Origin of the sequence: Pseudomonas sp. DSV-1 (assembly GCF_035830915.1) — a bacterium.
In the GTDB taxonomy this organism is placed as follows: Bacteria; Pseudomonadota; Gammaproteobacteria; order Pseudomonadales; family Pseudomonadaceae; genus Aquipseudomonas.
In genome coordinates, this window is the sequence record NZ_JAYMYG010000001.1 from 3,222,314 (window position 1) to 3,248,269 (window position 25,956).

The window sequence follows — 25,956 nt, forward strand, 5'->3', positions numbered from 1 at the left end:
AAATCTTACACAGTTAAATACTGTATGCGCATACAGCACACCAAGGATCGCATCATGGCTAAAAAAGCGGCGAAAGCGCCTACCCTACCGAGCCCCTACGAAATCTTCGGCGCACGCATACAAAAAATCATCAGTTCGCCCAAAGCCCAAAAAGACAAAATGGCGGTGCTTGATCGACTCGAAGGCGACAATCCCGAGTTCTGGGAACGCCTGCTGGAAGAAATTTCCGAAAACGACAACGTCACCGTTGCCCATCGCGATGATGGCAGCGTCAATATTTTCTGGACCGTGCTTGAGGAAGACTGAGTCAATGAGGTTTTGTTTACTGGCACTGGTCAGTCTTTTTACCGTTGCAAGCGCACATGCTGCTGCCCCACAAACCTTCAGCGAAGCCAAAAAAGTCGCCTGGAAACTCTACGCACCCCAGTCCACCGAGTTTTACTGCGGTTGCAAATACAACGGCAACCGCATCGACCTGAAAGCCTGCGGCTACGTCCCACGCAAAAATGCCAACCGTGCTGCTCGTATCGAGTGGGAACATATCGTTCCTGCCTGGCAAATCGGTCATCAGCGCCAGTGCTGGCAAAGTGGCGGGCGGAAAAACTGCACCCGTCACGACCCTGTATTCAAAGTGGCCGAAGCTGACCTGCACAACCTGGTGCCCAGCATTGGCGAGGTTAACGGGGATAGAAGCAACTTCAGCTTTGGCTGGCTGCCCGAGAAAAAGGGCCAGTATGGTTCGTGCCTGACACAGGTCGATTTCAAATCCAAAAAGGTCATGCCCCGCCCCAACATTCGCGGCATGATCGCTCGTACCTACTTCTACATGAGCAAGCGCTATAACTTGCGCCTTTCAAAGCAGGACCGGCAGCTCTACGAAGCCTGGGACAAGTCCTATCCCGTTCAGTCCTGGGAGCGTCAGCGCAATCAGGCGGTGGCATGCGTGATGGGTCGCGGCAACGAGTTCGTTGGCCCGGTCAACCTCAAGGCCTGTGGCTGAAACCCCTCTGCTCGACTGCAACAGCCTTGAGCCCTGATGTCAGCGCAGGCTCAAGGCGTTTCTCCTGCCATTGAATGTCCACCAACAGCCAATGAATTATGGCTTTTTCAGGGGGGCGCACATTGCCGAACCTGCATTGCTGAGCTATTACTTGCGGGATGATCAAACAGGTTCGATTTACTAAAAAACAACGGGTGGTCGACGAACTCGTCCATCGTATCGAAAGCGGGCTCCTGGCAGACGGACATCTGCTACCGGGAGAAGACCAATTAGCTCAAGAACTGCGGGTCAGCCACAGCACGTTGCGCGCAGCACTGGCCGAACTGGAAAGGCGAAAATATATCGCTACGCGAACAGAAGGCGGCGCCATCGTCACGTATGACGGTATTACGCTGGACCAAAACAACGGCTGGACCCAGGCGCTGGCCAATACGGGCGCCCGCATCCACACAGAACTGCTTCGACTTGAGGCCATCGAGCGCCCGGATCTGCTCCATCAATTGGGCTTGAGTCAGTTTGTCATCCTGGAGCGACGACGCCGTCGGGACGATGGCACCGCGATTTCGCTGGAGCGCTCCTTCATGCCCGCCACGGGCGGCCTGGAAGGCCTGCCACGAGTAGGGCTGATCGACGACTCGCTCACCATCACCCTGGCGGCCTACGGCTTTGTCGGCGACCGGGGCGATCAATGGATTGGCGCCGAACCTCTCAATGAAGAAGACGCGCTATTGCTTGGACGCCCTGCCGGAACCGTTTTCCTCAAGGCCCTGCGCACCACTTACGACCGCCACGGACGTTTCATGGAACTGGTCGAAAGCTGGCTTGATCCGGTGCACTTTCGCATGTACCACTCGTTTGGAACGCCCACATGACGCCCACTGACCGGGCGCTTGGCGCGTTTTACGGCCTGGCACTGGGTGACGCACTGGGCATGCCGACCCAGTCATTCAGTCGGGGGCAGATTGTGGCCCGGTTCGGGCACATCACGACACTTGAAAACGCCCCGGCCGATCAACCCATTGCGCCGGGCATGGTGGCGGGCTCAATCACCGACGACACCGAGCAAGCCATTCTGGTGGCGCAATTACTGGTGGAAGGCAAAGGCAGCATTGACCCCGACCAGCTTGCCCGGCGCCTGATCAGTTGGGAGTCCGCCATGCAGGCCAAAGGCTCTCAAGACCTGCTCGGGCCCTCCACCAAGCGCGCGATAGAGATGATCCTCGCGGGCCACAGCCCCGAAGAGTCAGGCCGCTACGGCACCACCAACGGCGCCGCCATGCGAATCGCCCCGGTGGGTATCGCCAGCGATATTTCCCATCCGGAACGTTTTATCAAAACCGTTATTCAGGCGTGCCAGGTCACTCACAACACCAGTCTGGGGATTGCCAGCGCAGCCGCCGTCGCCGCCGTGGTCTCCAGCGGGATCAATGGCAAAAAACTGGAGCACGCCCTCAATGCGGGCACCGAAATGGCGTTCATCGCCGAGCATCACGGCCACTGGGTTGCGGGCGGCCGCATGGGCCCGCGCATTCGCTGGGCCAGACACGCAAGTACCGAGTGCAACCCTGACAATATTGGCGACTTGTTGTATGACGTGATCGGCACATCAGTCGCATCCCAGGAATCTGTCGTCGCAGCGTTCGCCCTCGCACAGCGCGTGGCAAACGCCAGCATGAGCAGTTTTGACGCCCTGTGCATGGCCGCCAGCCTTGGCGGCGACACCGACACCATTGCCGCCATTCTCGGCGCCATGCTGGGCGCCTGTGGTGGTCTGGATCATTGGCCAGCGGCGCTGATCGAACAGATCACCGAGGTCAACAGCCTGCAACTGGAACCGTTGGTCCACCAACTGCTGGCCCTTCGTAACCCATAAGCAGCCTGCCTAGATCAGCAAAGCGACTGGCCTTGCAGTCCAGCCCTGGACACACCCTGCTGATAACGAGAACAACCGCATCAGGAGCCACTCTCCATGACACCTCCTAACGCCGGGCACAGTGCCGGGCAACTGGAAACACGCGGCATAGAGCCCGTTCCCGAAAATGAGTGCCACGGCAACCCCCTGCAACTGTTCTGGGTCTGGTTTGCAGCCAATATCAGCATTCTCGGCTTGCCACTGGGTGCGACTCTGGTGGCCTTTCATCAACTGGCCATTTGGCAGGTCGTCATCGTCGCCCTGATCGGTGCTGCCGGCTCGTTTGCCGTGGTCGGCGTGATCTCCATTGCCGGACGACGGGGCCGAGCACCAAGCCTGACGCTGTCGCGAGCGATCTTCGGGGTACGTGGCAATATTGGCCCCACACTGGTTTCACTGATTTCACGTATAGGGTGGGAAACAGTGAACACCACTACCGCCGCATTCGTGCTGCTTGCACTGTCCTCCATCGTATTCGACACCCCTGCACAAGCCAAAAACGCACCGGGGCTTACCCTGCTGTTTATCGGCATTTTCACGCTGCTGACCCTAAGCGTTTCCGGACTGGGGCATGCAACGCTGCTGCTGATCCAGAAATGGGCAACCTACGTGTTCGGCGCGCTCAACTTGCTGGTTGGCGGTTTTCTGTGCGCCACCATCGACTGGCAAAGCGTATTCAACACCCGCCCTGCCCCCATGAGCGCGGTCATTATCGGGATCGGCATCATGGCTGCTGGCACCGGCATTGGCTGGGCCAACGCCGGGGCTGACATGTCGCGCTACCAGAAGCGCAGCGTCAGCGCCTCGCAACTGGTCGCCTGCGCGGCCTGGGGGGCCGGGATCCCACTGGTGTTGCTGATTACCCTTGGCGGCTTGCTGTCTGTCGGCAACCACGACCTGGCTTCCGCCACCGACCCTATTGCCGCGATCCGCAACATGCTGCCCTCCTGGATGGCCATTCCCTACCTGCTAAGCGCATTTGGCGGCCTGTTACTGTCCAACCATCTGTCAGTGTATTCGGCAGGCCTGACCACCTTGACCCTGGGAGTGAAGATCAAACGGGTTCAGGCCGTCGTCGTCGATATCGTGGCGATTTCTTGTGGCTCGATTTACTTCATGTTGTTTGCTGGCAGCTTTTACGGCCCCTTCATCACCTTTATCTCACTCACCGCCATCCCGATTACTGCCTGGGTGGCCATCTTTGTCATCGACCTTGTTCACCGCCAGTACTACAGCGCCAAGGACCTGCTGGACGTCAGCGCCAACAGCGCCTACTGGTACAACGGCGGCATTGAATGGAGAGCATTGGGAGCATGGGCGCTGGCCCTGGTACTGGGCTTTTGCTTTACCCGTGTGGGCAGCAGTGACGCAGACTGGTTTGTCGGACCACTGGCCGACTCCTGGTTGGGTCATAACGGTTTGGGCTGGGTCGTGACATTCGTCGTGGCTGGTGGCTTGTACGCATTGCTGGGCGGTGCCAAAGACCGTCGCCAACCTGCATCGGATAACGCCCATGTCTAGATTGCTGCATACCGGCCAGGTCATCGTCGATCTGGCAATGGCACTCGACACTCTGCCCCGTTCCGGTGGCGATACATTGGCCCACAGCGCCCGCTTTCACGCAGGCGGCGGTTTCAACGTGATGGCCGCGGCCCAGCGCAATGGACTACAGACTGTGTACCTGGGGCGTCATGGCAAGGGCCAGTTCGGTGAGCTGGCCCGCCAGGCCATGAAGACCGAAGGCATACAGATGGCCTTGCCCATCGACCCGCACAAGGACACCGGACTGTGCGTAGCCCTCACTGAAGCCAGCGCTGAGCGCACATTTATTTCCTGCATCGGTGCCGAAGGCGGGTTATCCGCCCAGGACCTGGATCACGTCACCGTCCAGCCTGACGACTACGTGTATGTCAGCGGTTACAGCCTGCTCCATCCAGACAAGGCCAGGCCGCTATTGAGCTGGATACAGGGCTTGTCCCCCAGCGTACATCTGTCGTTCGACCCCGGTCCCTTACTGGCCGATATCGATCCACACCTGCTCAACCTCCTGTTGCCCCGCCTCGACCTCTGGACCAGCAATCGGAGCGAAGCTCAGGTCTTCACCAACAGTTCCTCCCTGGCGGACGCCCTGACCCTCCTGCCTGCACGCCTGCCCAACCAGTGCCTCACGGTTGTGCGCGATGGGCCGCAGGGCTGCTGGATCAACGAGGGCCACGGCCCGCAGCACATGGCCGGATTCAAGGTACAGGCCGTCGACAGCAACGGTGCCGGAGACACCCATGCCGGCGTGATGATTGCCTCATTGGCGGCCGGTTGCAGCTCGGCGCATGCGGCTACACGGGCCAATACCGCAGCAGCGCTGGCCGTCACCCGCCACGGCCCCGCCACAGCACCGGGCGCCGACGAGGTGGATGCTTTCCTGAGAAAAATAGAAAACCCCTACCCGCAACACGACCAAAGACTGTAAGCAGATATGTTCAAAAAGATCATGAAAAGCTGGAAAATGCGCAAAGTGCTGCACTAACCTTACGCCTTGGCTCCCATCAAGCGACACCAGCGCCCGATAACTCCTACAGGATGTCGGGCGACTTGCGTGTATGCAGGGCTGCGTTTCACCTGACTTGTGACGATACTTTTGAAACTCATCATTATTGCTGTCTATGTTTTGTCCATCGCCTATGTCCACCTGCGGGGCTCTGTGCGCCATAAGCTGGGACGTCAGCTGAGCGATCACTCCACCTTTCTGGCACCCATCAACTGCTTTCTGTACCTGTTCTCCAAAGTACCGAGCCAGCCGTACCTCAAACCTTCAGACTTCCCCGAATTGCAGCCCCTGCAAGCCCATTGGCAGGAGATCCGCGAGGAAGCGCGAAACCTGATGCAAGCGGGCCAGATCAAACGCTCCGAACAGCCGAACGACGTGGGGTTCAATTCGTTCTTCAAAAGTGGCTGGAAGCGGTTTTATCTGAAGTGGTACGGCGACAATCACCCGTCAGCGATCGAACTGTGCCCGCGAACCATTGAGTTGCTCAACGGCATTGGAACCGTCAAGGCCGCCATGTTTGCCGAGTTGCCACCCGGCTCGAAACTGGTACGCCACCGCGACCCTTATGCAGGCTCGCTGCGGTTTCATTTGGGCCTGGACACACCGAATGATCCGGGCTGCCATATCAATGTCGACGGCCAGAGCTACGTCTGGCGTGACGGCGAAGTCGTGATGTTTGACGAAACCTTTATTCATTACGCCGAAAACACCACCGACAAGAACCGCATCATCCTGTTCTGCGATGTCGAGCGCCCGATGAAATATCCCTGGGCCAGCGCCTTCAATCAGTGGTTCAGCCGCACGGTCATGGCCTCTGCCAGCTCACCCAACGGTGCCAGTGATAAAACCGGTGGCCTGAACCGCGCGTTTACCCGGCTGTACAAGATCCGCCTGCGCGGCAAGGAGCTGAAAAAGCGCAACCGCGCACGTTACTACCTGGAGAAATGGCTGGTGTTTGGCGGTTTGCTGGCCATTTTTTTACTGGTCTAGGCTTGTAGCCGCCGTACTTAACCCACCACCAACGGCGGCAAAGTGCCAAGCAACGAAACCGCTGCCACTGCCGCCAGTCCAAACAGCCACTCAAAGGCAACACTGCTGCGCAACATTGCGATGTGCCCCAGGCGGCTCATGACCAGATTGAACAGCGCCAGCAGCAGCATCACCCCCACCAGAGTCACTTTGATCAACAGGATCAGTGCGAACCCTTCAAACAATGGCGTGAGCCAGAACGCTCCGGTCAACACCCGGGTGTTGATCAGCCCGGTCAGAATGATCCCGGCAACCAGCACAAACCCCAGGTTGCTGAAGCGATGCAAAACCGTGGTCACGGCTTGCCCGGCCGGGCGTCCAAGGATCAGCAGCAACCCCATCAGGCCACCCAGCCAGGTGGCGACACACAGCAGGTGAATCAGTTGATTGAGCATCAACAATTGACCGCGCCAGCCATCCAGCATCGCGCCGTGACCAACCGGCGCCAACGTGGCCAGCAGCAACAGGCTCAGCAACCCTGTGAGGTAAAAACGGACGGGGGCATACAAGGTGATCAGCAACAGAACGCAGAACACCAGATGAAAGGCCCAGACCTGCCCGAAAAACGTGCTGCCCAGCACCAGCCACAACGTGGCGGGCTCCAGGGTTTCGGGCCAGCTACCGGCCATCGAATGGGTGGTCAACAGTAGCCAGGCCACGCCACTGCCAAGCCCGACCCATGCCAGGACGCGATTGACCTTGCGCAGCTGTTGATCAATCTCGACTGATGGCCAGGCACCCAACAGCAAGGGCCTGAAAGCACAGGCCCCGAACATCAGCAGCACAGCGCAAAAATGCACAAAACGGCAGATGACCATTTCACTGACAATCAACTCAGTTGCTCACCGTAAAGCTGTAATCGCCGGTGCTTTTGTGAGTGTCGACCGACACTGCATTCCACTTCACCTGATAGGTGCCCGCTGGCAGCGGCTGGGCCGGGGTCACGATCAGAACTTTCTTGTTGGCAGGCTCGGTCTTGATGCTGCTCACTGCAACCGGCGCCTGGTCACGGGTCACAACGACCTTGGTGAACGCCTGCTCCACACCCTCGGTAAAGACCAAACGCAGTTCGCTGGCACGGTTGACGGTGCTACCGGCAGCGGGCGTCGACTGTTCCAGATGGGCATGGGCAAACGCCGCGCTGGCACCGGCCATCAGTGTCAGCAATGCAGCGGTATTGAGGACTTTTTTCATTAGAGCAGCAGCCATTGCACAGTACCTTGAGAGTGAAATACGCGGTCATAATACTCGCCTAAACTGATTGAAGGGCGAGCGCACGCAACAACCCGGAACCAGACCCGACGCCTCCCCCGCAAGGATCCCAGCATGCCCACACGCCTGAGTTTTATCTGTCACGCCCGCACTGAAGCCCAGCGCCTGGGCCGCTTCGCACTGGATGAACCGGCAGAACCAAAAGGCTTGCTGCTGGCAGCCGAACTGAGTGCGAGGCTGAAAAAACCGGTACGCATACTCTGTGCGCCCGAAACCCGGACCTTGCAAACTGCCCAGGCCCTGGGCGGCGAAATAGAAATCGTACCCGCCCTGGGAGACTACGATGTCGGCGACTGGCAGGGGCTGCGTCTGTCGGACCTGCAACAGAGCATGCCGCAAGTCCTCACAAACTGGATCAACAACCCGTTTTCAGTGCCCCACGGCGGCGAGTCCGTGCAAGACCTTTGCCTGCGCGTCAGCGCCTGGCTCGATGAGTTTCGCGAAGAGGGCCACTTTGCCGTGGTGACTCATCCCTTTGTGATCCGTGCCGCCATTTTGCATGCACTCGCAGCGGACACGTCCTCCTTCAACCTGATTGACGTAGAACCGCTGTCGGTGGTTGACCTGCGCTTCAATGAACGCTGGCGGCTGCGGGTTTGAATCACTCCTCCAGCGTTAGCCCGCCCGGTGGCAGCGGCAAGGCGGTTTTGTAGCGCACCTGTTTGAGGGCGAAGCTTGAACGGATATTGGCCACACCCGGAACCTTGGTCAAAAAGTCCATCATGAAGCGCTCCAGTGCCTGAATACTGGGCACCAGCACCCGGATCAGATAGTCCGGGTCGCCTGCCATCAAATAGCACTCCATGACTTCATGGCGATCGGAAATCGCCGCTTCAAAATGCTGCAGGGCCTCTTCGACCTGTTTCTCCAGGCTGACATGGATAAATACATTGACGTGCAACCCCAGCATATCGGCGTCGAGCAAAGTCACCTGCTCACGGATCAGGCCGCGCTCTTCCATCGCCTTGACCCGGTTGAAGCACGGCGTCGGCGACAGATTGACCGAGCGCGCAAGGTCCGCATTGGTGATGCGCGCATTCTGCTGAAGGCTGTTGAGAATCCCGATATCCGTTCGATCCAGCTTACGCATGAGATAAAAACACCTGTTTTTTATGTTTATAAAGAATTCTTATCCTTAAATACTTCAAAGCACAACGAACTACAGAGAAATATTCTTCAGCGTCAGGAATATGATTGTTGTAGGACAAGATCTTGGTCTTATATCAGACAGATCTTCGACGTTTCACCTAGCTCCCGCGCCTAATAAACACGACAAGATCGAGCGTAGAGAAAGCCATGAATGAATATGCACCGCTGCGCCTGCACGTTCCCGAACCGTCTGGCCGCCCAGGCTGCAAGACCGACTTCAGTTACCTGCGCCTGACCGATGCAGGTCTGGTACGCAAACCCCCCATCGACGTGGAACCTGCCGACACGGCTGATTTGGCCAAGGGCCTGATTCGCGTGCTCGATGATCAGGGGCAAGCCCTTGGCCCGTGGGCCGAAGGCGTTTCAACCGACGTGTTGCGTGCGGGCATGCGCGCCATGCTCAAGACCCGCATTTTCGACACCCGCATGGTGGTCGCCCAGCGCCAGAAGAAAATGTCGTTCTATATGCAGAGCCTTGGCGAAGAGGCCATCGGCAGCGCCCAGGCCCTGGCCTTGAATATCGACGATATGTGCTTCCCGACCTATCGCCAGCAAAGCATTTTGATGGCCCGGGACGTACCCCTGGTCGACCTGATCTGTCAATTGCTGTCCAACGAACGCGATCCGCTCAAGGGTCGGCAATTGCCGATCATGTATTCGGTACGCGACTACGGCTTTTTCAGCATTTCGGGCAACCTGGCGACCCAGTTCGTACAAGCCGTTGGCTGGGGCATGGCCTCGGCGATCAAGGGCGACACCAAAATCGCCTCAGCCTGGATTGGCGACGGCGCCACTGCCGAATCCGACTTCCACACCGCCCTCACCTTCGCCCACGTCTACCGCGCCCCGGTGATCCTCAACGTGGTGAATAACCAGTGGGCCATTTCGACCTTCCAGGCCATTGCCGGCGGCGAGTCCACCACCTTCGCCGGGCGCGGTGTGGGCTGCGGCATTGCTTCGCTGCGGGTTGATGGCAACGACTTTATCGCGGTGTACGCCGCCTCGGCCTGGGCTGCCGAGCGGGCCCGACGCAATCTGGGGCCGACCCTGATCGAGTGGGTCACCTATCGCGCAGGCCCGCACTCCACTTCTGACGACCCATCCAAGTACCGTCCTGCCGATGACTGGAGCCACTTCCCGCTGGGCGATCCGATTATTCGTCTCAAGCAGCACCTGATTGCCACCGGCAACTGGTCGGAAGAAGAGCACGCTGCGGTCAGTGCTGAACTCGAAGCCGAAATCATTGGCGCGCAAAAGGAAGCCGAGCGTTTCGGCACCCTGGCCGGCGGTCAAATACCCAGCGCCGCGACAATGTTCGAGGACGTGTACAAGGAAATGCCCGAGCATTTACGTCGGCAACGTCAGGAATTGGGGTTATAACCAGATGAACGACAACAATAAAATTCAGATGGAGAACGCCGTGAGTACCAGCACCATGACGATGATCCAGGCCCTGCGCTCGGCCATGGATGTCATGCTTGAGCGCGACGATAACGTGGTGGTCTTCGGCCAGGACGTGGGCTACTTCGGCGGCGTATTTCGCTGCACCGAAGGCCTGCAGGCCAAGTACGGCAGCTCGCGGGTGTTCGACGCCCCCATCTCCGAAAGCGGGATCGTGGGCGCTGCCGTGGGCATGGGGGCTTATGGCCTGCGCCCTGTGGCCGAAATCCAGTTTGCCGACTACTTCTACCCGGCTTCCGACCAGATCGTTTCCGAAGCGGCGCGTCTGCGTTATCGCTCCGCCGGTGAATTTATCGCCCCGATGACCATTCGCATGCCCTGCGGCGGCGGGATCTACGGCGGCCAGACCCACAGCCAGAGCCCGGAGGCCATGTTCACCCAGGTCTGCGGCCTGCGCACCGTGATGCCATCCAACCCCTACGACGCCAAAGGGCTGCTGATTGCCGCCATCGAGAACGATGACCCGGTCATCTTTCTGGAGCCAAAACGCCTGTACAACGGCCCGTTCGACGGCCATCACGACCGTCCTGTCACCCCGTGGTCGAAACACCCGGCCAGCGCCGTACCCGACGGCTATTACACCGTACCGCTGGACTGCGCCGCCATCGTGCGCCCCGGCACCGAAGTCACCATCCTGACCTACGGCACCACCGTCTATGTGGCGCAAGTGGCTGCTGAAGAAACCGGCATCGACGCTGAAGTCATCGACCTGCGCAGCCTTTGGCCCCTGGACCTGGACGCCATTGTCACCTCCGTCAAGAAGACCCGCCGTTGCGTTGTCGTGCACGAAGCCACCCGCACCTGCGGTTTTGGCGCCGAGCTGATCGCACTGGTCCAGGAGCACTGCTTCCACTACCTGGAAGCACCAATCGAACGCGTCACCGGCTGGGATACGCCGTATCCCCATGCTCAGGAGTGGGCCTACTTCCCCGGCCCGGCGCGAGTGGGTGCTGCTTTACAACGGGTTATGGAGGTCTGAATGGGTACGCACGTTATCAAGATGCCGGACATTGGCGAAGGCATTGCTCAAGTTGAACTGGTGGAATGGTTTGTCAAAGTCGGCGACATGGTCAGCGAAGACCAGGTAGTGGCCGATGTCATGACCGACAAGGCCACCGTGGACATTCCCTCCCCCGTGGCCGGCAGAGTGCTGGCCCTGGGTGGCCAGCCCGGCGAAGTCATGGCCGTGGGCAGTGAATTGATCCGCATCGAAGTCGAAGGCGCGGGCAACCTGCGTGAAAGCGCCCAGCCTGCTGCGGCACCAGCACCAGCACCAGCACCTGCCGCCGCCCCTAAAACTGCGCCACAAGCCCGGGTCGAAGTTGCCGTGGTTTCGGCGCCCGCGATTAAAACCGCAGCGGTGCTGCGGGTCGCGCCTGTTGCCCGTGAAGCCAATGAACGCCCGCTGGCCTCCCCGGCCGTGCGCAAGCGCGCCTGGGATGCCGGGATCGAGTTGCGCTTTGTCGTGGGCAGCGGCCCTGCTGGCCGTGTGCTGCATGACGACCTGGATGCCTATCTGGCACAGGACTCCAGCCCCGCCGCCGCACCGGCCAGTGGTTACGCCAAACGCAATGACGAGCAGCAGATTCCGGTCATCGGCCTGCGCCGCAAGATCGCCCAGCGCATGCAGGACGCCAAGCGCCGCGCTGCACACTTCAGCTATGTCGAGGAAGTGGACGTCACCGCGCTCGAAGAACTGCGCGCCCAGCTCAATCAAAAATGGGGCGACAGCCGCGGCAAACTGACCTTGCTGCCATTTTTGGTACGGGCAATGGTTGTCGCCTTGCGTGACTTCCCGCAGATCAACGTGCGTTACGACGACGAAGCCCAGATCATCACCCGCTTTGGCGCGGCGCACATCGGCGTAGCAGCGCAAAGCGATGCAGGCCTGATGGTGCCCGTGGTTCGCCACGCCGAAACCTTGAACCTGTGGGGCGCCGCCGATGAAATCGCACGCCTGGCCAACGCCGTGCGCACCGGCAAAGCCACCCGTGAAGAACTCTCCGGCTCCACCATCACGCTGACCAGTCTTGGCGCGCTGGGCGGCATTGTCAGCACCCCGGTGGTCAACCTGCCCGAGGTGGCGATTATTGGCGTTAACCGCATCGTCGAGCGCCCTGTCGTGGTCAAAGGCCAGATCGTGGTGCGCAAAATGATGAACCTCTCCAGCTCCTTCGATCACCGCGTGGTCGATGGCATGGACGCGGCGCAATTTATCCAGGCCATGCGTGGCTTGCTCGAACAACCTGCCACCCTGTTTCTGGAGTGAACATGCAGCCAACACAACACACCACGCTGCTGATTATCGGTGGCGGCCCTGGCGGCTATGTCGCGGCGATCCGTGCCGGTCAGCTGGGGATCCCGACGGTCCTGATCGAAGGCCAGTCCCTGGGCGGCACCTGCCTTAACGTCGGCTGCATTCCGTCCAAGGCGTTGATTCACGTTGCCGAGCAGTTCCATACCACCCAGCGCTACAGCACCAACAACTCGCCGCTGGGGATCAAGACCCAGGCACCGACCCTGGACATCGGCCAGAGCGTGCAATGGAAAAACGGCATCGTTGATCGCCTCACCTCCGGCGTGGGCGCACTGCTTAAAAAGCATGGCGTCAAGGTGATACACGGCTGGGCCAGGATCCTCGACGGCAAGGCCGTTGAAGTCGACGGACAGCGCATCGAATGCGAACACCTGCTGCTGGCTACCGGCTCGCAGACCGTCGACCTGCCGATCCTGCCCATTGGCGGAGCGATTATTTCGTCCACCGAAGCCTTGCAGCCCACCGCCATTCCCAAGCGCCTGACCGTGGTCGGGGCCGGATATATCGGTCTGGAACTGGGTATCGCCTACCGCAAGCTCGGCGCCGAAGTCACTGTGGTCGAGGCTCGTGACCGAATCTTGCCGACGTACGACAAGGATCTCACGCTGCCGGTGGCCGAATCCCTCAAGGCTCTGGGCATAACCCTGTACCTGTCCCACAGTGTCGAGGGTTTCCAGGCCAGCACCAAAACCCTTTCCATGCGCAACGCCATGGGCGAGAGCCAGACCCTGGAAACCGATCAGGTGCTGGTGGCTGTCGGTCGTCGTCCGCGCACTCAGGGCTTCAACCTTGAAACCCTGGCACTGGCCATGAACGGCCCGGCCATTCGCGTCGACAACCGTTGCCACACCAGCATGCGCAACGTGTGGGCGATTGGCGACCTGACCGGCGAACCGATGCTGGCTCATCGGGCAATGGCACAGGGCGAAATGGTTGCCGAGATCATTGCCGGTAAACAGCGCGAGTTCAGCCCCACGGCCATCGCTGCCGTGTGCTTTACCGATCCGGAAATCGTCGTGGTGGGTAAAACCCCGGCAGAAGCCGAGGCGGCGGGACTGGACTTTATCAGCGCCACCTTTCCGTTCTCAGCCAATGGCCGGGCCATGACCCTGGAATCCAAGACCGGGTTTGTGCGGGTCGTGGCGCGCCGTGACAACCACCTGATCGTCGGCTGGCAAGCTGTGGGTGCGGGGGTTTCGGAGTTGTCGACTGCCTTTGGCCAGTCAATGGAAATGGGCGCCTGCCTGGAAGACATTGCAGGCACCATTCACGCCCACCCGACACTGGGTGAAGCCGTGCAAGAAGCCGCCCTGCGCGCATTGGGGCATGCGTTGCATCTGTAAGGGGTGCATTTGTAGTTGCTGTCGAGGCATGAGGCTGCGATCGGCGACGGAGTCGTCGTAAATTCAGGTTGTGCGGTATGTCTGTCGGCACGGGGCTCAGGATTTACGATCGCTTCGCGACCGATCGCAGCCTCGTGCCTCGTCAGCGACTACAGGCATCCAGCATTGCTCCAGCAATCCAGCGCTGGGCGTAATGGCCCAAGACCAGTAGAATCGCGCTCTTTTTTCCAGGGCGCTCGCCATGACCTCTCTCAACACCCCGCCTGAAGCCGAGTCCCAGACCAGCGAGCTGGTCTTCGGTCTTGAAGACCGGCCCAAGCCATGGATCGGCTTTCTGGCCGCTCTGCAACATCTGCTGGCGATCATCGTGCCTATCGTCACCCCCGGCCTGCTGATCTGCCAGGCGCTGGGTGTGTCCAGCCGCGATACCAACCTGATTGTCTCCATGTCGCTGGTCATCTCCGGCATCGCAACGTTCGTTCAGTGCAAACGCTTCGGCCCTTTCGGCGCCGGGTTGCTGATCGTGCAAGGCACCAGCTTCAACTTTGTCGGCCCGCTGATTGCGGGCGGCGCACTCATGGTCAAGCAAGGCACCCCAGTTGAAGGTGTGATGGCGGCGATCTTTGGCGTGGTGATTGCCGGCTCGTTTGTAGAAATGGGTATCTCCCGCGTTCTGCCCTTTGTAAAACGCATGATCACCCCGCTGGTCACCGGCATCGTGGTGCTGATGATTGGCCTGACCCTGATTAAAGTCGGCCTGATCAGCATGGGCGGCGGCTTTACCGCGATGGCCAACGGTACGTTCGCCAACGGCGAAAACCTGATGCTGTCGGGCGTGGTGCTGGCAATCATCGTTATCCTCAACCGCATCCCGCTGGTATGGATGCGCAGTTGCGCCATCGTCATCGCGCTGGCCGTGGGCTATGCACTGGCGGGTTATCTGGGCCGCCTGGATTTCACCGGCATGCACGAGGCAGAACTGTTCCAGGTGCCAATGCCGTTGCACTTCGGTCTGGGTTTCTCTTGGTCCCTGTTTATTCCGATGCTGGTGATTTACCTCGTGACCTCCCTGGAAGCCATTGGTGACGTGACCGCCACCAGCAAAGTGTCGCGCCAGCCGGTCGAAGGCCCGATCTGGATGCAACGGATCAAGGGCGGCGTACTGGTCAACGGTGCCAACTCGTTTCTGGCGGGCATTTTCAACACCTTCCCCAGCTCGATTTTCGCCCAGAACAATGGCGTGATTCAGCTCACCGGTATCGCCAGCCGCCATATCGGCGTATGGATCGCCGGCATGCTGATCCTGCTGGGGCTGTTCCCAAGCGTGGCAGGCGCCATTCAGGCCGTGCCCGAGCCGGTATTGGGCGGTGCCGCCATGGTGATGTTCGGTGCCGTAGCGGCCTCGGGGATCAACATTCTGGCCAGCATCCACCTGGACCGTCGCGCCCTGCTGATCATTGCCGTCTCCCTGGCCTTGGGTCTGGGTGTGTCCCAGGTGCCCGAGTTCCTCGCCCACATGCCCGCTGCCCTGCGCAACGTGCTGGAATCCGGCGTGGCCACAGGCGGCATCTGCGCGCTGCTGTTGAACTGGTTCCTGCCGCCAGTCGAGAAAAACCCGGCGTAGTCAGCACTCTGAAAAAGGCAGGACCGCCTTGCGCCGTCCTGCCTTTTTTTTGTCTGAAATCAGCCAACCTGCAGGGGCTGTTGACGGCTGACCTTTCCCTCTTACACAGCTTGAATTAATCTTTGCATGACGACCATGTTCCTATTCAGGTTACGCACATGAGTACCTACGGAAAACGCCTCAGAGAAGAGCGCCTGCGCCTTGATCTGACACAGCAGCAACTGGCGCTGGCCGGAGGAATCGGTCGCAACACGCAAAGCCTGTATGAGCGGGACCTGAGCCTGCCCCGAGCCGATTATCTGGCGTTGATCACCCTGCTCGGTATTGATGTGCTCTACATCCTGAACGGTCGCCACACCCTGTATCGCCCCCCCTCTGCCACTGTGCCTGCTGGCAATGGACAGCTCACCAAAAACTGATCTTGAACTCAGCAACATGACCTTATTCAATCAGGAGTCTTGTGTGACCGAACCCGGAACAAACCATCAAAAAGCCCTTGATCGCTTTCTCGCCGAACACCCGGAGCTGGCCGCAGAACTTGAAACGTTAAACCCGTTGGCTGCCCGCGCTGTCGGCCAGTCGATGAAGGAGTATCGCCAGGAACGCTTGAACGAAGCCTTTGAGGCCGAGGCCGAGCGCCTGGGCTTTTTTGCCTGGGAACTGACCCTGCAATTGACCAGTGCAAATGCCGAAGAATTCGAGGCCCAGCGTCTTGAGGTTCACCGCGAAGTGGCGCAAATGGCGGGCATGGACTGGGCAGAATATTGCGAACTACATGGCCTTGAAAGGCGCTGATTTCATAGGTTCCACACGTCACCTGAAACACCGCAGCACTTGCATCGCGAGCAAGCCCGCTCCCACAGGGGGGGTGCGGTGCGGCTACAGGATTTACGCAACATTCACTGCGCCACCCAAATACTCGAACATACCTTCTCCAGCAGCGCCTTGTTGTGGCTGAACACAATCAGCCCCAACTCACGATGCCTGGCCTCTTCCAGCAAGACTTGCCAGACCTGGGCCTGAATATGCGGGTCCAGCTGGGCAGTGACTTCGTCAGCAATCAGGTAGCGGGTGCGCGGATCAAGGGCCCTGAGCAAGGCGATACGCGCCAGTTCGCCGCCCGACAACTCATCCGGACGCCGCGTCAGCCAGCCGGGATTTACGGCCAGGCGCGCCAGCCAGGCAGCGTCCGGCGACCAGGCATCGCGCAGGCTTTCGCCCGTGGTGCGATAAGGATTGAAGGTCTGCTCGGGATGTTGCGGCACTAACTGGACCGGGCAATAACCCTTTTGCGACAGGGGCTTGCCATCCACAGTGACCCGGCCCGAGGTTGCCGACTGCCATTGCGCCAGCACCCGGCCCAAGGTGGTTTTCCCATAGCCGCTGGGCGCCGAGATGCCCTGACGCTCTCCCGGCCGGACGTGAAACGACACCGAATCCCAAAGCCGGCGACCGTCCTGCACGATACTCAATTGCTGGACTTCAAGCATATTCAGGCACCCTGCGCGCCAGGAACTGCTGCTCGGGCAACGCCGCCCACAGCGACTGCAACCAAGGACTGCCACCGTTCTCCCGTAGCTCTGTCGCACTCAGGGTTTCGTGCAGTTCGCCCTGGTGCAATACGGCGATCCTGTCGGCAAAACGTGCCGCCAGCGCCAGATCATGGGTAACCCACAATATGCCGCGCCCCTGCAGGCAAAAACCCTTGAGCTGAGTCAGCAACTGACAGGCGTGCTCGTCATCCAGCCACGAGGTGATCTCGTCAGCGAGGATATAACGCGTAAGGGTCAGGGCCGCGCAACTGGCCAGCACGCGCTTGGCCATCCCGCCCGACAGAGTACGCGGAAACTCATCCACCAACTCCGGCTGCAAGTTGTAGTGCCTGAGTTGCTCAGCCACATCCCCCATTCCCAGCCTGGCTCCGCTCAAGCGTGCGGCACGCATCAATTGCGGCCCGACCTTGATCAGCGGATTCAAGGCGCTGACGCCCTGGGGCACATAACACACCGTTTTACCGCGCTGATCGACCTTGCCGGCATCATCCAGTACCTGCCCGTCGAGCACTATGTCACCGCGACAGCGCATGTTTTCGGGCAGCAAGCCCAGGGTGCTTTGCAACAGCAGGCTTTTACCCTCACCGCTGGAACCCACCAGCGCCACCAGCTCGCCGGGATGAACCTCAAGGGAGATATTGCTTAGCAATGGATGCCAGGTTTTGTGGCCCAGCCAGTGGTAATGAGCAACATCGATCGAAAACTGGTCGAATTTGAGCATCAGGTAATCCTTATCCAGAGCTGCTGCAATGCTCGTGCAAATTGGTCAAACACCAACACCAGACTCACCAGGATCAAACCCGGAAAAAACGCCAGCCACCAGGCACCACTGCTCAAATACCTCAGCGCATCGGCCAGCAACAGGCCCAGGGACGGGTCATGGGGTGCCAGGCCAAAGCCCAGAAAGCTCAACGCCGCCGAATGCAAAACTGCGTGGGGGAACATCAACAAGGTCCCGATGATCCACTGCGGCAACAGCAAGGGCAGCAAGTGATGGCGCCAGCGGTAGAAGTTGCTGTTGCCCAGGCGGTGCGAGAGCATCACGAAATCCGTCTCACGGATACGCAGGATCTCGCCACGCAGGATCAATGCCAGCCGCGGCCAGTGGGTCAGGGCCACCGCCAGGATCACCCCCTGTTTGCCACCGCCCAGGGTGAAACAAATCAGCACCAGCAACAATAAATGCGGCAACGCCAGCATGCTGTCGATAAGGCCGCGAATCAGGTAATCCAGGGTTTTGTTCAGCGCACACAAACTGGCGGCCAGCATGGCCAGAAAACCACTGCTGAAGGCCGCGGTCAGGCCGATCTGCAGGCTGGTGGTCATCCCCTGAAAGCACCGTAGCCAGAGATCGCGTCCCAGGCTGTCGGTACCAAACCAGTACTCGGCCGACGGTGGCAGACGCCGCGCCAGCAGGTCCATGGAGACATCAACATTGATGATCGAAATGCCATAGGCGATCAACACCAGCAATATCAATAGCGAGAGGCAGAGCCTGAGCAAGGCGCGATTCGGATCGTACGTCATGACTGGCGCGCCGCCCCACGGTTGAGGCGCAATAACAGCGCGTTGGCAATGCTGTTGCCGGTAAAGACCAGCACCGCGCAAAACATCACAATCCCCATCAACAACGGAATATCACCGCGCAACCCTGCATCAATCGTGGCCTGCCCCAGGCCTGGATAAGCGAATACTTTTTCAGCCAGCAACGAGCCCCCTATCAACTCCCCCACGGATGCAAATTGCAGACACACGGCAGGGGTCAGGGCATGGCGCACGATATGGAAGTTGATCAAAGGCCAGCCCTTATCGCCCTGGGCACGGGCGTACCGTATGAACTCGCTGTTCATCACCTCGGCCACCCGCGAGCGGGTATGCAGGGCGATATTGCCTACGCCCAGCATGCCAAGCGCCAGCATGGGCAGAATCAAGTGCCTGAGCTTGTCGCCCCAGGTGGCGGTTTCGGCATTACTGCCAGGGGTCCAGGCGCAGCAGATCGGCGCCCAGTTGAGGGTTACGGCAAACAGCGACAGGAGCAACAGGCCAATCCAGAAGGTCGGCAGGGAGGCGAGCACATAGGACAGGGTCGAAATCAGCCGGTCAGGCCAACGGTTCAAGTAGCGCCCTGCCGTCAGGCCCAGGACCATGCCGACGATGCCGGAAAACAGCCAGGCCGAGAACAGCAGTGCGAATGAGGTGGCGAAGCGCTCGCCGATCACCTGCGAGACCGGCGCGTTATAGAGCATCGAGTAGCCAAAATCCCCTTGCAGCATTTGGCCGAACCAGCGCAAGAAGCGCTCCCACAACGGCAGGTCGAGCCCCCAGCGCGCGGCAATCAACGGGTATTGCTCGGGCGGCACGTGCAGCAAGTCGTTGCCTATATAGGCGCGTATCGGGTCCACCGGAGAAAAGCTGAGCAACGCAAAGGTGCCCGCTGCTGTCACCAGCAGCAAGCCCATCAAACGCACAACGAAGAGCGAGAGCCCGCGTATCACTTGCAGGTCCATTTCCAGCCATCGATGCTGTTGAGCAGCGACCAGGACCCGTGGATTTCCGGCGCGCCTTTGCCCAAATCCACACACTCATCGGCCAGATAGGTGTGTTGCACGTTCAGTAGCCAGGCCCAGGCCGCATCGCCTTTGACGCCAACGCCGGTCTTGCCGTCCCACTCCACTTGCTGCCAGAACGGCACCGCCTGCTGCCAGGTCGGCGCATCCAGTGCTTGCTGGAGATGCTGATCGACTGCCGGATTTTTGTAATAGCCGGGGTTGTAGTACTCGACGCCCGCCGCCTGGCTGCTGTAGTGGTGGTAAAGCTCCATCGGGTCAAGACTGCCCCAGCCAAAGAGCGTCGGATTGGCGTGCATATTGCGCTCGACGGTCTCCCAACTGCCGGACTTCAGGTCCACGTCGATACCCACGGGTTTGAGCATTGAACGCACGGCCTGGGCCAGGTCACGACGGGTGGCATCGCCACTGGCGTACCACAGGGTGATTTTGGCCGGCTGGCCATTTTTCTCACGGACACCGCTGGCGGTTTCTACCCAACCGGCCTGATCCAGAATCTGCTTGGCCTTGGCGATATCGCCGTCCTTGAAGGCCGCATCCGGGTTAGCCCACGGCAAGCCCTGGACGCCGGAATACGCCGGCACAGCATGCCCTTCGAGAATCTGATCGGCGAGCAGTTGACGATCGATTGCATAGTTGATGGCTTTGCGGATGGCGACATCTGCCGTCACATCATTGCCAATGGGATAACCGTGGGCATCTTTTTTACCCGAGGCGATGGTCGGCATCACAATGCCACGGTTTTCAACGCTGGGGCGCACCCACAGTTTCATGCCGGGTGCCAGAGTCACTGCCAGCGAAGGGGCAATGCGCACAATGCCCAACTGCTTGCTTTGGGCGGCAGCAAAAGCGCTGTCTTCATCAAGGAAAACAAACACCAGTTTATTGAAATCGTTCTTTTGCCCCGCGTAGAACGGGTTGGCCTCAACAATCAACTGCTGGCCCGGCTGATAACTGACCAGTCGATAGGGCCCTGCGCCAATCGGCTTTTGCGCGTAGGTTTTGGCATCGTATTTGTCCGCCGAAACAATACCCAACGAGCCGAGCACATTGACGAAGGTGCTTTGCGGCGCCTTCAGCTCGATACGCACGGTGAGTGGATCAACCGCCTCGGCCTTGAGGAAGTTACCCATGTCGACCTTGCCGCCACTGGCCGCCGCATTGTTGTAGGTGTAGGCCACATCCTTGGCTGTCAGGGGAGAGCCGTCAGAGAACTTGAGGTCGGGCTTGAGCTTCAGGGTCCAGGTCTTGCCATCGTCACTGGCCTGATAATCGCTTAGCAGAAAACTGCTCCAGGACAAGTCTTCGTTCTGCTTGAGCAACGGGCTGTGCAACAGCAAGTAACTGCCGTGGCTCCATCCCAACATAGGGTCAAAACCCTCGGTCGGCTCATCGCCAATGGCCAGTTGCAAGGTGCGGGCCTGCGACGAATAAGCCGGCGCTGCCATTACACTCAGCAAAGCAGCCGCCACCAAGGTGTTACGCATCCATGCAGTCTTTGACATCAATCCTCCCGATCAGAAATAGGCTCGCCCAGACAGCCTGAAAAGCGGCTATGCGCACGTCATCGCGCCCAACAGTAATAGCAGTCTGACTCTAAATAGCCAGTTATCCATCTGATTTTTTAGGGTTTTTCCGGCCTTCTGGCATCACTTTGTAACAATTGTCCCAGGTCAGGTTCCAGCCGTATGACTGTGCTATACCAATGGGGAAGATTATTCAGTCACGGTAAACAGACTCAACTGACAGAGGTTCGCATGTTCAAAGGATTAGCCGGTCACCTCAAAGATAAAAACGTCCACTCGATCAACGCCCTGCCGTCCAACAACATTGAACTGTTCGACTGCTATACCGGTTTGATCCTGGGCCATCTTTACCGCAACTTCCCCTTGCCGATCACCCTCACTGCAGAGAGTTTTATCGATTACAAAACCCTGGGCGACCGCGACCGCGAAGCCCTGGAAAAGGAAGAAAACCTGTTCCTGGCCACCGTCAAATGGCTGGCCGATATCGGCTACATCCACTTCGACGGCATGTCCGGAGTGGCGTTTTACGAAGTCGTACTGACCAACAGCGGGCTATTGATCTTGCGCGCCTACCCTGAAGGCACCGACTGCGCCCCGACCCTTGGCGAGAAACTGGCGCAGTGCATCAAGGACGAAAACACCGCTGACCTCAGAGCACTGGTGACGCAAGCGCTCAGCTTGGGAGTGCGGATGATCAGCCCGATGAGTCGGTCGGGGATTTAAGCCAGATTTGACGAGTACTTGGCCACAGGGGTAGTGGCCAAGCACTCGTAGACCGCCGCTAATCATCCATTCACCAACCTGCGCCCTCCCACTCGCCACCCCAATTGAATCCCGGCAGCAGCGACCAGAATCGCGCCAACCCCGATCCATTGCAGAAGTTCCAGGCGATGGCCAAAGGCAAACCAGTCCACAAATATCGCGGCGATGGGGTAGATAAAGCTCAGGGCTCCGATCAATGCCGTGGGCAATTTCTGGATTGCGCCGTAGAGAAGTACGTACATAAGACCGGTGTGGACGACGCCCAGCGTCAGCAATGTGCTCCAGGCCTGTGTGCCCGTGGGTAGTTCCGTGAAGTTGGTCATCGGTGCCAGCAGCAGAACTCCGGTGCTGACCTGGATCAATGCGATCAGGTGCGGGGGCACGCCTCGCAGACGCTTGATGATCAATACGGCCACGGCATACATCAGCGCCGCACTCAACGCCAGGGCAATCCCCAGCAAATATTGCGTTCCGCTCTCCCCTTGCCCGTGATGGGCACTGACGATGGCCAGCATTCCTGCGAAAGACACCCCAAGCCAGGCCAGTTTTTGCAGGGTGATTTTTTCGCCGAGAAACAACGCCGCCAGGCCAAGCAAAATGAACGGCTGGACGTTGTAGACAGCAGTGCCAATGGCGATGGAGGCCCGTGAGTAGGAGGCAAACAACAGCACCCAATTGGCGACGATGGCTACCCCGCTCAACACAATCAGTAGAAAACTATGACGATTCAATATACCGGGACGCAGGAAACCCATCAGCGCACAAATCACCAGCAACGTTGCCGCACCGAATACACAGCGCCAGAACACGACGTCCAGTACCGCCTGCCCGGAGAGCAGGACCAGCCAGCCGATGGTGCCGGAAATCAGCATGGCAGCGACCATCTCCAGCGAACCACGCTGCGTTGTTTTGTCCATGTTTGCCTCCTTCAAAGTAGGAAACCAGTATGGCAATCTCGCCGCACGCAGCTCCATAATCCAGAAAAGGCAAATCAACCTATTTGCCTTTAGTGTTGAGGCATTCTGCTGGTTTTGCCTAAGGAGCAAAAAATGAACGACGAGATAGATCAGCTATTGATCAGCGCCTTGATGGAAGACTCCCGCTGCTCCCTTAAAACCCTTGCCAGCATCAGCGGCCTGTCGTCACCCAGTGTTGCGCAGCGAATACACAAGCTGGAGGAGCGCAAAGTCATCACCGGTTATACCGTGAACGTTGATCCCAAGGCCTTCGGCTATCAGCTCCAGGCCATCATCCGCATTCGACCGCTACCCGGCCAGTTGCAGGAGGTGGAGCGCCAGATCCAGAACACCCCTCAGTTCACTGAATGCGACAAGGTCACGGGGGATGACTGTTTTATCGCTCGTTTACATGTGCGCTCAATCGAGCAGTTGGACAGCCTGCTCGATGGCCTGAATGCCTATGCCGAAACCAATACGTCAATTATCAAGAAAAGCCCGGTCAAACGCCGCTTGCCGCCCATGGCGTGAACTTCCCGGTTGAGGCCCTGCCCGCCCTAAGCATGGGCTTGAACCACCCATTTCACTTTGGCCAGGCCCTCTCGCAGTGAATTCATGTCCACCGAGCCCAGCGCCAGCCGGATCGCATGGGGCACATGAGCTGAGGTGGCAAACGGCTGGGCGGTTGAGACCGATACCTGCTCACGCAGCAACGCCGCAACCACCTGATCCGCCCTGGCGTCCTCCGACAAGGGTAGCCAGACAAAGTAGGAAGATGGATGACGAACTGTATGCAGCCCGGCCAGTAGTTCATCAGCGATAAGTTGCCTTGCTTGTGCGTCCTTGCGCTTTTGCGCCTCCAGGCGGCTTACGGTGCCATCGTCAAGCCAGGCGCTGGTGATTGCGGTCATCACGCCGGGGGCGTTCCAGGCGGTCACCCTGATGATTCGCTCCAGTACACCGACTTTTTTTGCGGGCGCAACGATAAATCCAACCCGCAGGCCCGCCGCCACACTTTTGGAAAACCCGGAAACGTAGACCGTCCTTTCAGGTGCCAGCTCGGCCAGGGGCGTAGGTGGGTTTTCGACTAAAAAAGCGTAGGCAGCGTCCTCAATGATATGCAGATCATGCTTGCGGGCGATCGCTACCAACTGCTCGCGCTGCTCAAGGCCCATCACCCAGCCCAACGGGTTATGCAAGGTGGGCATGCTGTAGATCGCACGCACCGAGCGGCTGCGGCAGAGCTTTGCAAGGGCATCCAGATCGGGCCCGTTTTCTGTTGTCGGTATGGGCAGTATTTCAAGATGCAGGGCAAGGGCCAGAGCCTTGAAGCCCGGGTAAGTCAACCCGTCGACTGCGATGACATCCCCAGGTTGTAGCAAGGCCATCAGGACGACGGTCAATCCGTGTTGCGCGCCATTGACGATCAGCACCTGTTCGGCAGGTACGTTCAGCCCGCTCATGGCCAGATGCCGCGCCACCGACGCCCGCTCATGCAGACGCCCGCCATGGGGCTGGTAGCGCAGCAGCGACTCAAGATCACCGGATAGCGCAAGCTGACGCAACGCGGTGCGCAGCATATCGGCCTGGCCCGGCAATGAGGGGTAGTTGTAGTTGAGGTCCAGCATCCCGGCAGTCACATCGGGCTGGTCAATGCCGTGGCCGGGTGGCAACGAGGTTTCCCTGACGAACGTGCCACGCCCGGTTTCACCACTGACCAGCCCCATGGCCTCAAGCTCGGCATATACCCGGCTGGCCGTAACCAGCGCCAGGCCTTCGCTGGCCGCCAACTGGCGGTGCGTAGGCAGCCGCGTGCCTGGAGGCAAACGCCCTGAGCGAATATCAACTGCAAACGCGTCGACCAGCGACTTGTACCGGGATCGAGACATCGAACTTGTATCCATGACAATATTTTGATTGTCATTAATCATCAGCCCTAGGATGTGCTGCATGCAATCCCGCGATTAGCCGTGAGCGTGAGACTCGATGGAACGTACCTCCAAGCTGCAAAACCCCAGTGCTGAAAAAAACCTGAGCGGCTGGATCAACGGGTTTATTGGCGTGGTCATTTTCGGTGCTTCACTGCCCGCGACCAAGGTGGCTGTGCAGGCGTTTGATCCGGTGTTTCTGACCCTGGCCCGCGCCAGCATTGCCGGTGTGATTGCGTTGGCCATGCTGGGGTTGCTCAAGGCACGGCGGCCGCAACGAAGCCATCTGGTCCCGCTGTTACTCGTGGCAACCGGTGTTGTCGTCGGATTCCCCTTGTTGACCGCACTGGCTTTGCAGCATGTGACGTCGGCCCACACCATTGTTTTTCTCGGCCTGCTGCCTCTCTCCACGGCAGCCTTCGCCGTCGTCCGTGGCGGGGAGAGTCCAAGGCCTGCGTTCTGGGTTTTTTCCATCCTGGGCAGTGCGTTCGTGGTGGCTTATGCCCTGTCCCAGGGCCTGACAGCGGCTCCTGAAGGCGACATCCTGATGCTCCTGGCCGTCCTGATCTGTGGCCTGGGTTATGCCGAAGGCGCAAAACTGTCCCGCACGCTGGGCGGCTGGCAGGTGATTTCATGGGCGCTGGTGCTATCGCTGCCCATCATGGCTCCACTGGCATGGCTGTGCGCCCCGTCTTCATTCGCCGGCATCAGCCCCCCGGCCTGGTTTGGCCTGGCTTACATCTCGGTATTCAGCATGCTGATCGGCTTCATATTCTGGTACCGCGGACTGGCCCAGGGCGGGATCGCAGCGGTTGGGCAACTACAGCTCCTGCAGCCTTTTTTCGGGTTGGCACTGGCGGCCACGTTGCTGCACGAAAGCGTCAGCATGGGCATGTTTGGCGTCACCGCGGCGGTGATTCTGTGCGTGGCAGGTGCCAAAAAGTTTGCCCGGTAGCCTGTAGCACACGGCGTTAATCCGCGGATCAGTCGGTGCTGACTATGCCGATGACAC

28 protein-coding genes are annotated in these 25,956 nt (G+C 59.3%); 18 read left to right on the forward strand and 10 right to left on the reverse strand.

Annotation, left to right across the window (positions count from 1 at the left end; all coding sequences use genetic code 11):
* Positions 1-54: 54 nt before the first annotated feature.
* The 7 genes from VSQ83_RS15050 to lpxO all read left to right on the forward strand — a co-directional run bounded on the left by VSQ83_RS15050 (position 55) and on the right by lpxO (position 6,447).
* Entirely contained in the window at positions 55-306 is a 252-nt protein-coding gene (locus VSQ83_RS15050) for a DUF1654 domain-containing protein (RefSeq protein WP_326427131.1), read from the forward strand.
* 4 nt (positions 307-310) lie between these two features.
* The gene (locus tag VSQ83_RS15055; RefSeq protein WP_326427132.1) at positions 311-1,000 is read left to right on the forward strand and encodes an endonuclease I family protein; all 690 of its coding nucleotides are present in this window, start codon (positions 311-313) and stop codon (positions 998-1,000) included.
* 158 nt (positions 1,001-1,158) lie between these two features.
* Positions 1,159-1,872, forward strand: a complete 714-nt coding sequence (locus VSQ83_RS15060) for a GntR family transcriptional regulator (protein WP_133076139.1) — start codon at positions 1,159-1,161, stop codon at positions 1,870-1,872.
* Positions 1,869-2,873: an ADP-ribosylglycohydrolase family protein gene (locus VSQ83_RS15065; protein WP_219261071.1), complete on the forward strand. Its 1,005-nt coding sequence runs from the start codon at positions 1,869-1,871 to the stop codon at positions 2,871-2,873. Before VSQ83_RS15060 ends, VSQ83_RS15065 begins: the two co-directional genes overlap by 4 nt.
* A 96-nt stretch (positions 2,874-2,969) precedes the next feature.
* On the forward strand, positions 2,970-4,433 hold the full coding sequence (locus VSQ83_RS15070; protein ID WP_133076135.1) for a purine-cytosine permease family protein: 1,464 nt from the start codon (positions 2,970-2,972) through the stop codon (positions 4,431-4,433).
* Positions 4,426-5,379 (forward strand): PfkB family carbohydrate kinase, encoded by a 954-nt coding sequence (locus VSQ83_RS15075; RefSeq protein ID WP_133076134.1) that lies wholly within the window; start codon positions 4,426-4,428, stop codon positions 5,377-5,379. The genes VSQ83_RS15070 and VSQ83_RS15075 overlap by 8 nt, the downstream gene beginning before the upstream one ends.
* Positions 5,380-5,547: 168 nt before the next feature.
* On the forward strand, positions 5,548-6,447 hold the full coding sequence (gene lpxO / locus VSQ83_RS15080) for a lipid A hydroxylase LpxO (protein WP_326427133.1): 900 nt from the start codon (positions 5,548-5,550) through the stop codon (positions 6,445-6,447).
* 17 nt (positions 6,448-6,464) lie between these two features.
* Here the strand turns inward: lpxO and copD are convergent, their stop codons facing one another.
* Positions 6,465-7,316, reverse strand: a complete 852-nt coding sequence (gene copD, locus VSQ83_RS15085; RefSeq protein ID WP_326427725.1) for a copper homeostasis membrane protein CopD — start codon at positions 7,314-7,316, stop codon at positions 6,465-6,467.
* A gap of 4 nt (positions 7,317-7,320) precedes the next feature.
* Positions 7,321-7,695, reverse strand: coding sequence for a copper homeostasis periplasmic binding protein CopC (gene copC / locus VSQ83_RS15090; RefSeq protein ID WP_219261068.1), 375 nt, complete (start codon positions 7,693-7,695; stop codon positions 7,321-7,323).
* Positions 7,696-7,812: 117 nt separating this feature from the next.
* On the opposite strand from copC, the gene VSQ83_RS15095 reads away from it, so the two are divergent.
* Positions 7,813-8,358: a histidine phosphatase family protein gene (locus VSQ83_RS15095; protein ID WP_133076129.1), complete on the forward strand. Its 546-nt coding sequence runs from the start codon at positions 7,813-7,815 to the stop codon at positions 8,356-8,358.
* A 1-nt stretch (position 8,359) separates the two neighbouring features.
* Here VSQ83_RS15095 and bkdR read toward each other — a convergent pair whose 3' ends face one another.
* Positions 8,360-8,848 (reverse strand): Bkd operon transcriptional regulator BkdR, encoded by a 489-nt coding sequence (gene bkdR / locus VSQ83_RS15100; protein ID WP_016781430.1) that lies wholly within the window; start codon positions 8,846-8,848, stop codon positions 8,360-8,362.
* A 206-nt stretch (positions 8,849-9,054) separates the two neighbouring features.
* Between bkdR and VSQ83_RS15105 the strand changes: the two genes are divergently transcribed.
* From VSQ83_RS15105 to VSQ83_RS15135, 7 genes are all read left to right on the forward strand, one after another.
* The gene (locus VSQ83_RS15105) at positions 9,055-10,287 is read left to right on the forward strand and encodes a 3-methyl-2-oxobutanoate dehydrogenase (2-methylpropanoyl-transferring) subunit alpha (RefSeq protein WP_133076128.1); all 1,233 of its coding nucleotides are present in this window, start codon (positions 9,055-9,057) and stop codon (positions 10,285-10,287) included.
* A gap of 4 nt (positions 10,288-10,291) precedes the next feature.
* On the forward strand, positions 10,292-11,347 hold the full coding sequence (locus VSQ83_RS15110) for an alpha-ketoacid dehydrogenase subunit beta (protein WP_019826497.1): 1,056 nt from the start codon (positions 10,292-10,294) through the stop codon (positions 11,345-11,347).
* Positions 11,348-12,637, forward strand: coding sequence for a dihydrolipoamide acetyltransferase family protein (locus VSQ83_RS15115; RefSeq protein WP_219261066.1), 1,290 nt, complete (start codon positions 11,348-11,350; stop codon positions 12,635-12,637). It begins immediately after the preceding gene.
* A 2-nt stretch (positions 12,638-12,639) separates the two neighbouring features.
* Entirely contained in the window at positions 12,640-14,028 is a 1,389-nt protein-coding gene (lpdA, locus tag VSQ83_RS15120) for a dihydrolipoyl dehydrogenase (protein WP_133076125.1), read from the forward strand.
* A gap of 241 nt (positions 14,029-14,269) precedes the next feature.
* On the forward strand, positions 14,270-15,652 hold the full coding sequence (locus VSQ83_RS15125) for a nucleobase:cation symporter-2 family protein (protein ID WP_133076123.1): 1,383 nt from the start codon (positions 14,270-14,272) through the stop codon (positions 15,650-15,652).
* A gap of 158 nt (positions 15,653-15,810) precedes the next feature.
* Complete coding sequence (locus VSQ83_RS15130) at positions 15,811-16,071, forward strand: helix-turn-helix domain-containing protein (RefSeq protein ID WP_133076122.1); 261 nt, start codon at positions 15,811-15,813, stop codon at positions 16,069-16,071.
* 43 nt (positions 16,072-16,114) lie between these two features.
* Complete coding sequence (locus VSQ83_RS15135) at positions 16,115-16,447, forward strand: DUF6388 family protein (protein ID WP_326427134.1); 333 nt, start codon at positions 16,115-16,117, stop codon at positions 16,445-16,447.
* Positions 16,448-16,551: 104 nt separating this feature from the next.
* Here VSQ83_RS15135 and VSQ83_RS15140 read toward each other — a convergent pair whose 3' ends face one another.
* From VSQ83_RS15140 to VSQ83_RS15160, 5 genes are read right to left on the reverse strand one after another with little or no spacing between them, the layout of a single operon-like run.
* A complete protein-coding gene (locus VSQ83_RS15140) occupies positions 16,552-17,142 on the reverse strand; it encodes an ATP-binding cassette domain-containing protein (protein ID WP_133076119.1) in 591 nt (196 codons plus the stop codon).
* Positions 17,135-17,926: an ATP-binding cassette domain-containing protein gene (locus tag VSQ83_RS15145; protein WP_326427135.1), complete on the reverse strand. Its 792-nt coding sequence runs from the start codon at positions 17,924-17,926 to the stop codon at positions 17,135-17,137. Before VSQ83_RS15145 ends, VSQ83_RS15140 begins: the two co-directional genes overlap by 8 nt.
* Complete coding sequence (locus tag VSQ83_RS15150; RefSeq protein ID WP_133076117.1) at positions 17,926-18,732, reverse strand: ABC transporter permease; 807 nt, start codon at positions 18,730-18,732, stop codon at positions 17,926-17,928. The genes VSQ83_RS15145 and VSQ83_RS15150 overlap by 1 nt, the downstream gene beginning before the upstream one ends.
* A complete protein-coding gene (locus VSQ83_RS15155) occupies positions 18,729-19,712 on the reverse strand; it encodes an ABC transporter permease (RefSeq protein WP_326397684.1) in 984 nt (327 codons plus the stop codon). The genes VSQ83_RS15150 and VSQ83_RS15155 overlap by 4 nt, the downstream gene beginning before the upstream one ends.
* Positions 19,697-21,277 carry an ABC transporter substrate-binding protein gene (locus tag VSQ83_RS15160; RefSeq protein WP_326427136.1) on the reverse strand — a complete coding sequence of 527 codons (1,581 nt, stop codon included), beginning with the start codon at positions 21,275-21,277 and terminating at the stop codon, positions 19,697-19,699. Before VSQ83_RS15160 ends, VSQ83_RS15155 begins: the two co-directional genes overlap by 16 nt.
* A 252-nt stretch (positions 21,278-21,529) precedes the next feature.
* Here VSQ83_RS15160 and VSQ83_RS15165 point away from each other — a divergent pair, with 252 nt between their 5' ends.
* The gene (locus VSQ83_RS15165) at positions 21,530-22,021 is read left to right on the forward strand and encodes a hypothetical protein (RefSeq protein ID WP_133076113.1); all 492 of its coding nucleotides are present in this window, start codon (positions 21,530-21,532) and stop codon (positions 22,019-22,021) included.
* 62 nt (positions 22,022-22,083) lie between these two features.
* On the opposite strand, the gene VSQ83_RS15170 is transcribed toward VSQ83_RS15165, so the two are convergent.
* Positions 22,084-22,977, reverse strand: coding sequence for a DMT family transporter (locus tag VSQ83_RS15170; RefSeq protein WP_219261063.1), 894 nt, complete (start codon positions 22,975-22,977; stop codon positions 22,084-22,086).
* Positions 22,978-23,109: 132 nt separating this feature from the next.
* Here VSQ83_RS15170 and VSQ83_RS15175 point away from each other — a divergent pair, with 132 nt between their 5' ends.
* Positions 23,110-23,547 (forward strand): Lrp/AsnC family transcriptional regulator, encoded by a 438-nt coding sequence (locus VSQ83_RS15175; protein WP_133076111.1) that lies wholly within the window; start codon positions 23,110-23,112, stop codon positions 23,545-23,547.
* Positions 23,548-23,573: 26 nt separating this feature from the next.
* Here the strand turns inward: VSQ83_RS15175 and VSQ83_RS15180 are convergent, their stop codons facing one another.
* Entirely contained in the window at positions 23,574-24,905 is a 1,332-nt protein-coding gene (locus tag VSQ83_RS15180; protein ID WP_326427137.1) for an aminotransferase-like domain-containing protein, read from the reverse strand.
* Between the two features lie 97 nt (positions 24,906-25,002).
* On the opposite strand from VSQ83_RS15180, the gene VSQ83_RS15185 reads away from it, so the two are divergent.
* Complete coding sequence (locus tag VSQ83_RS15185; protein ID WP_326427138.1) at positions 25,003-25,899, forward strand: DMT family transporter; 897 nt, start codon at positions 25,003-25,005, stop codon at positions 25,897-25,899.
* Positions 25,900-25,956 lie beyond the last annotated feature (57 nt).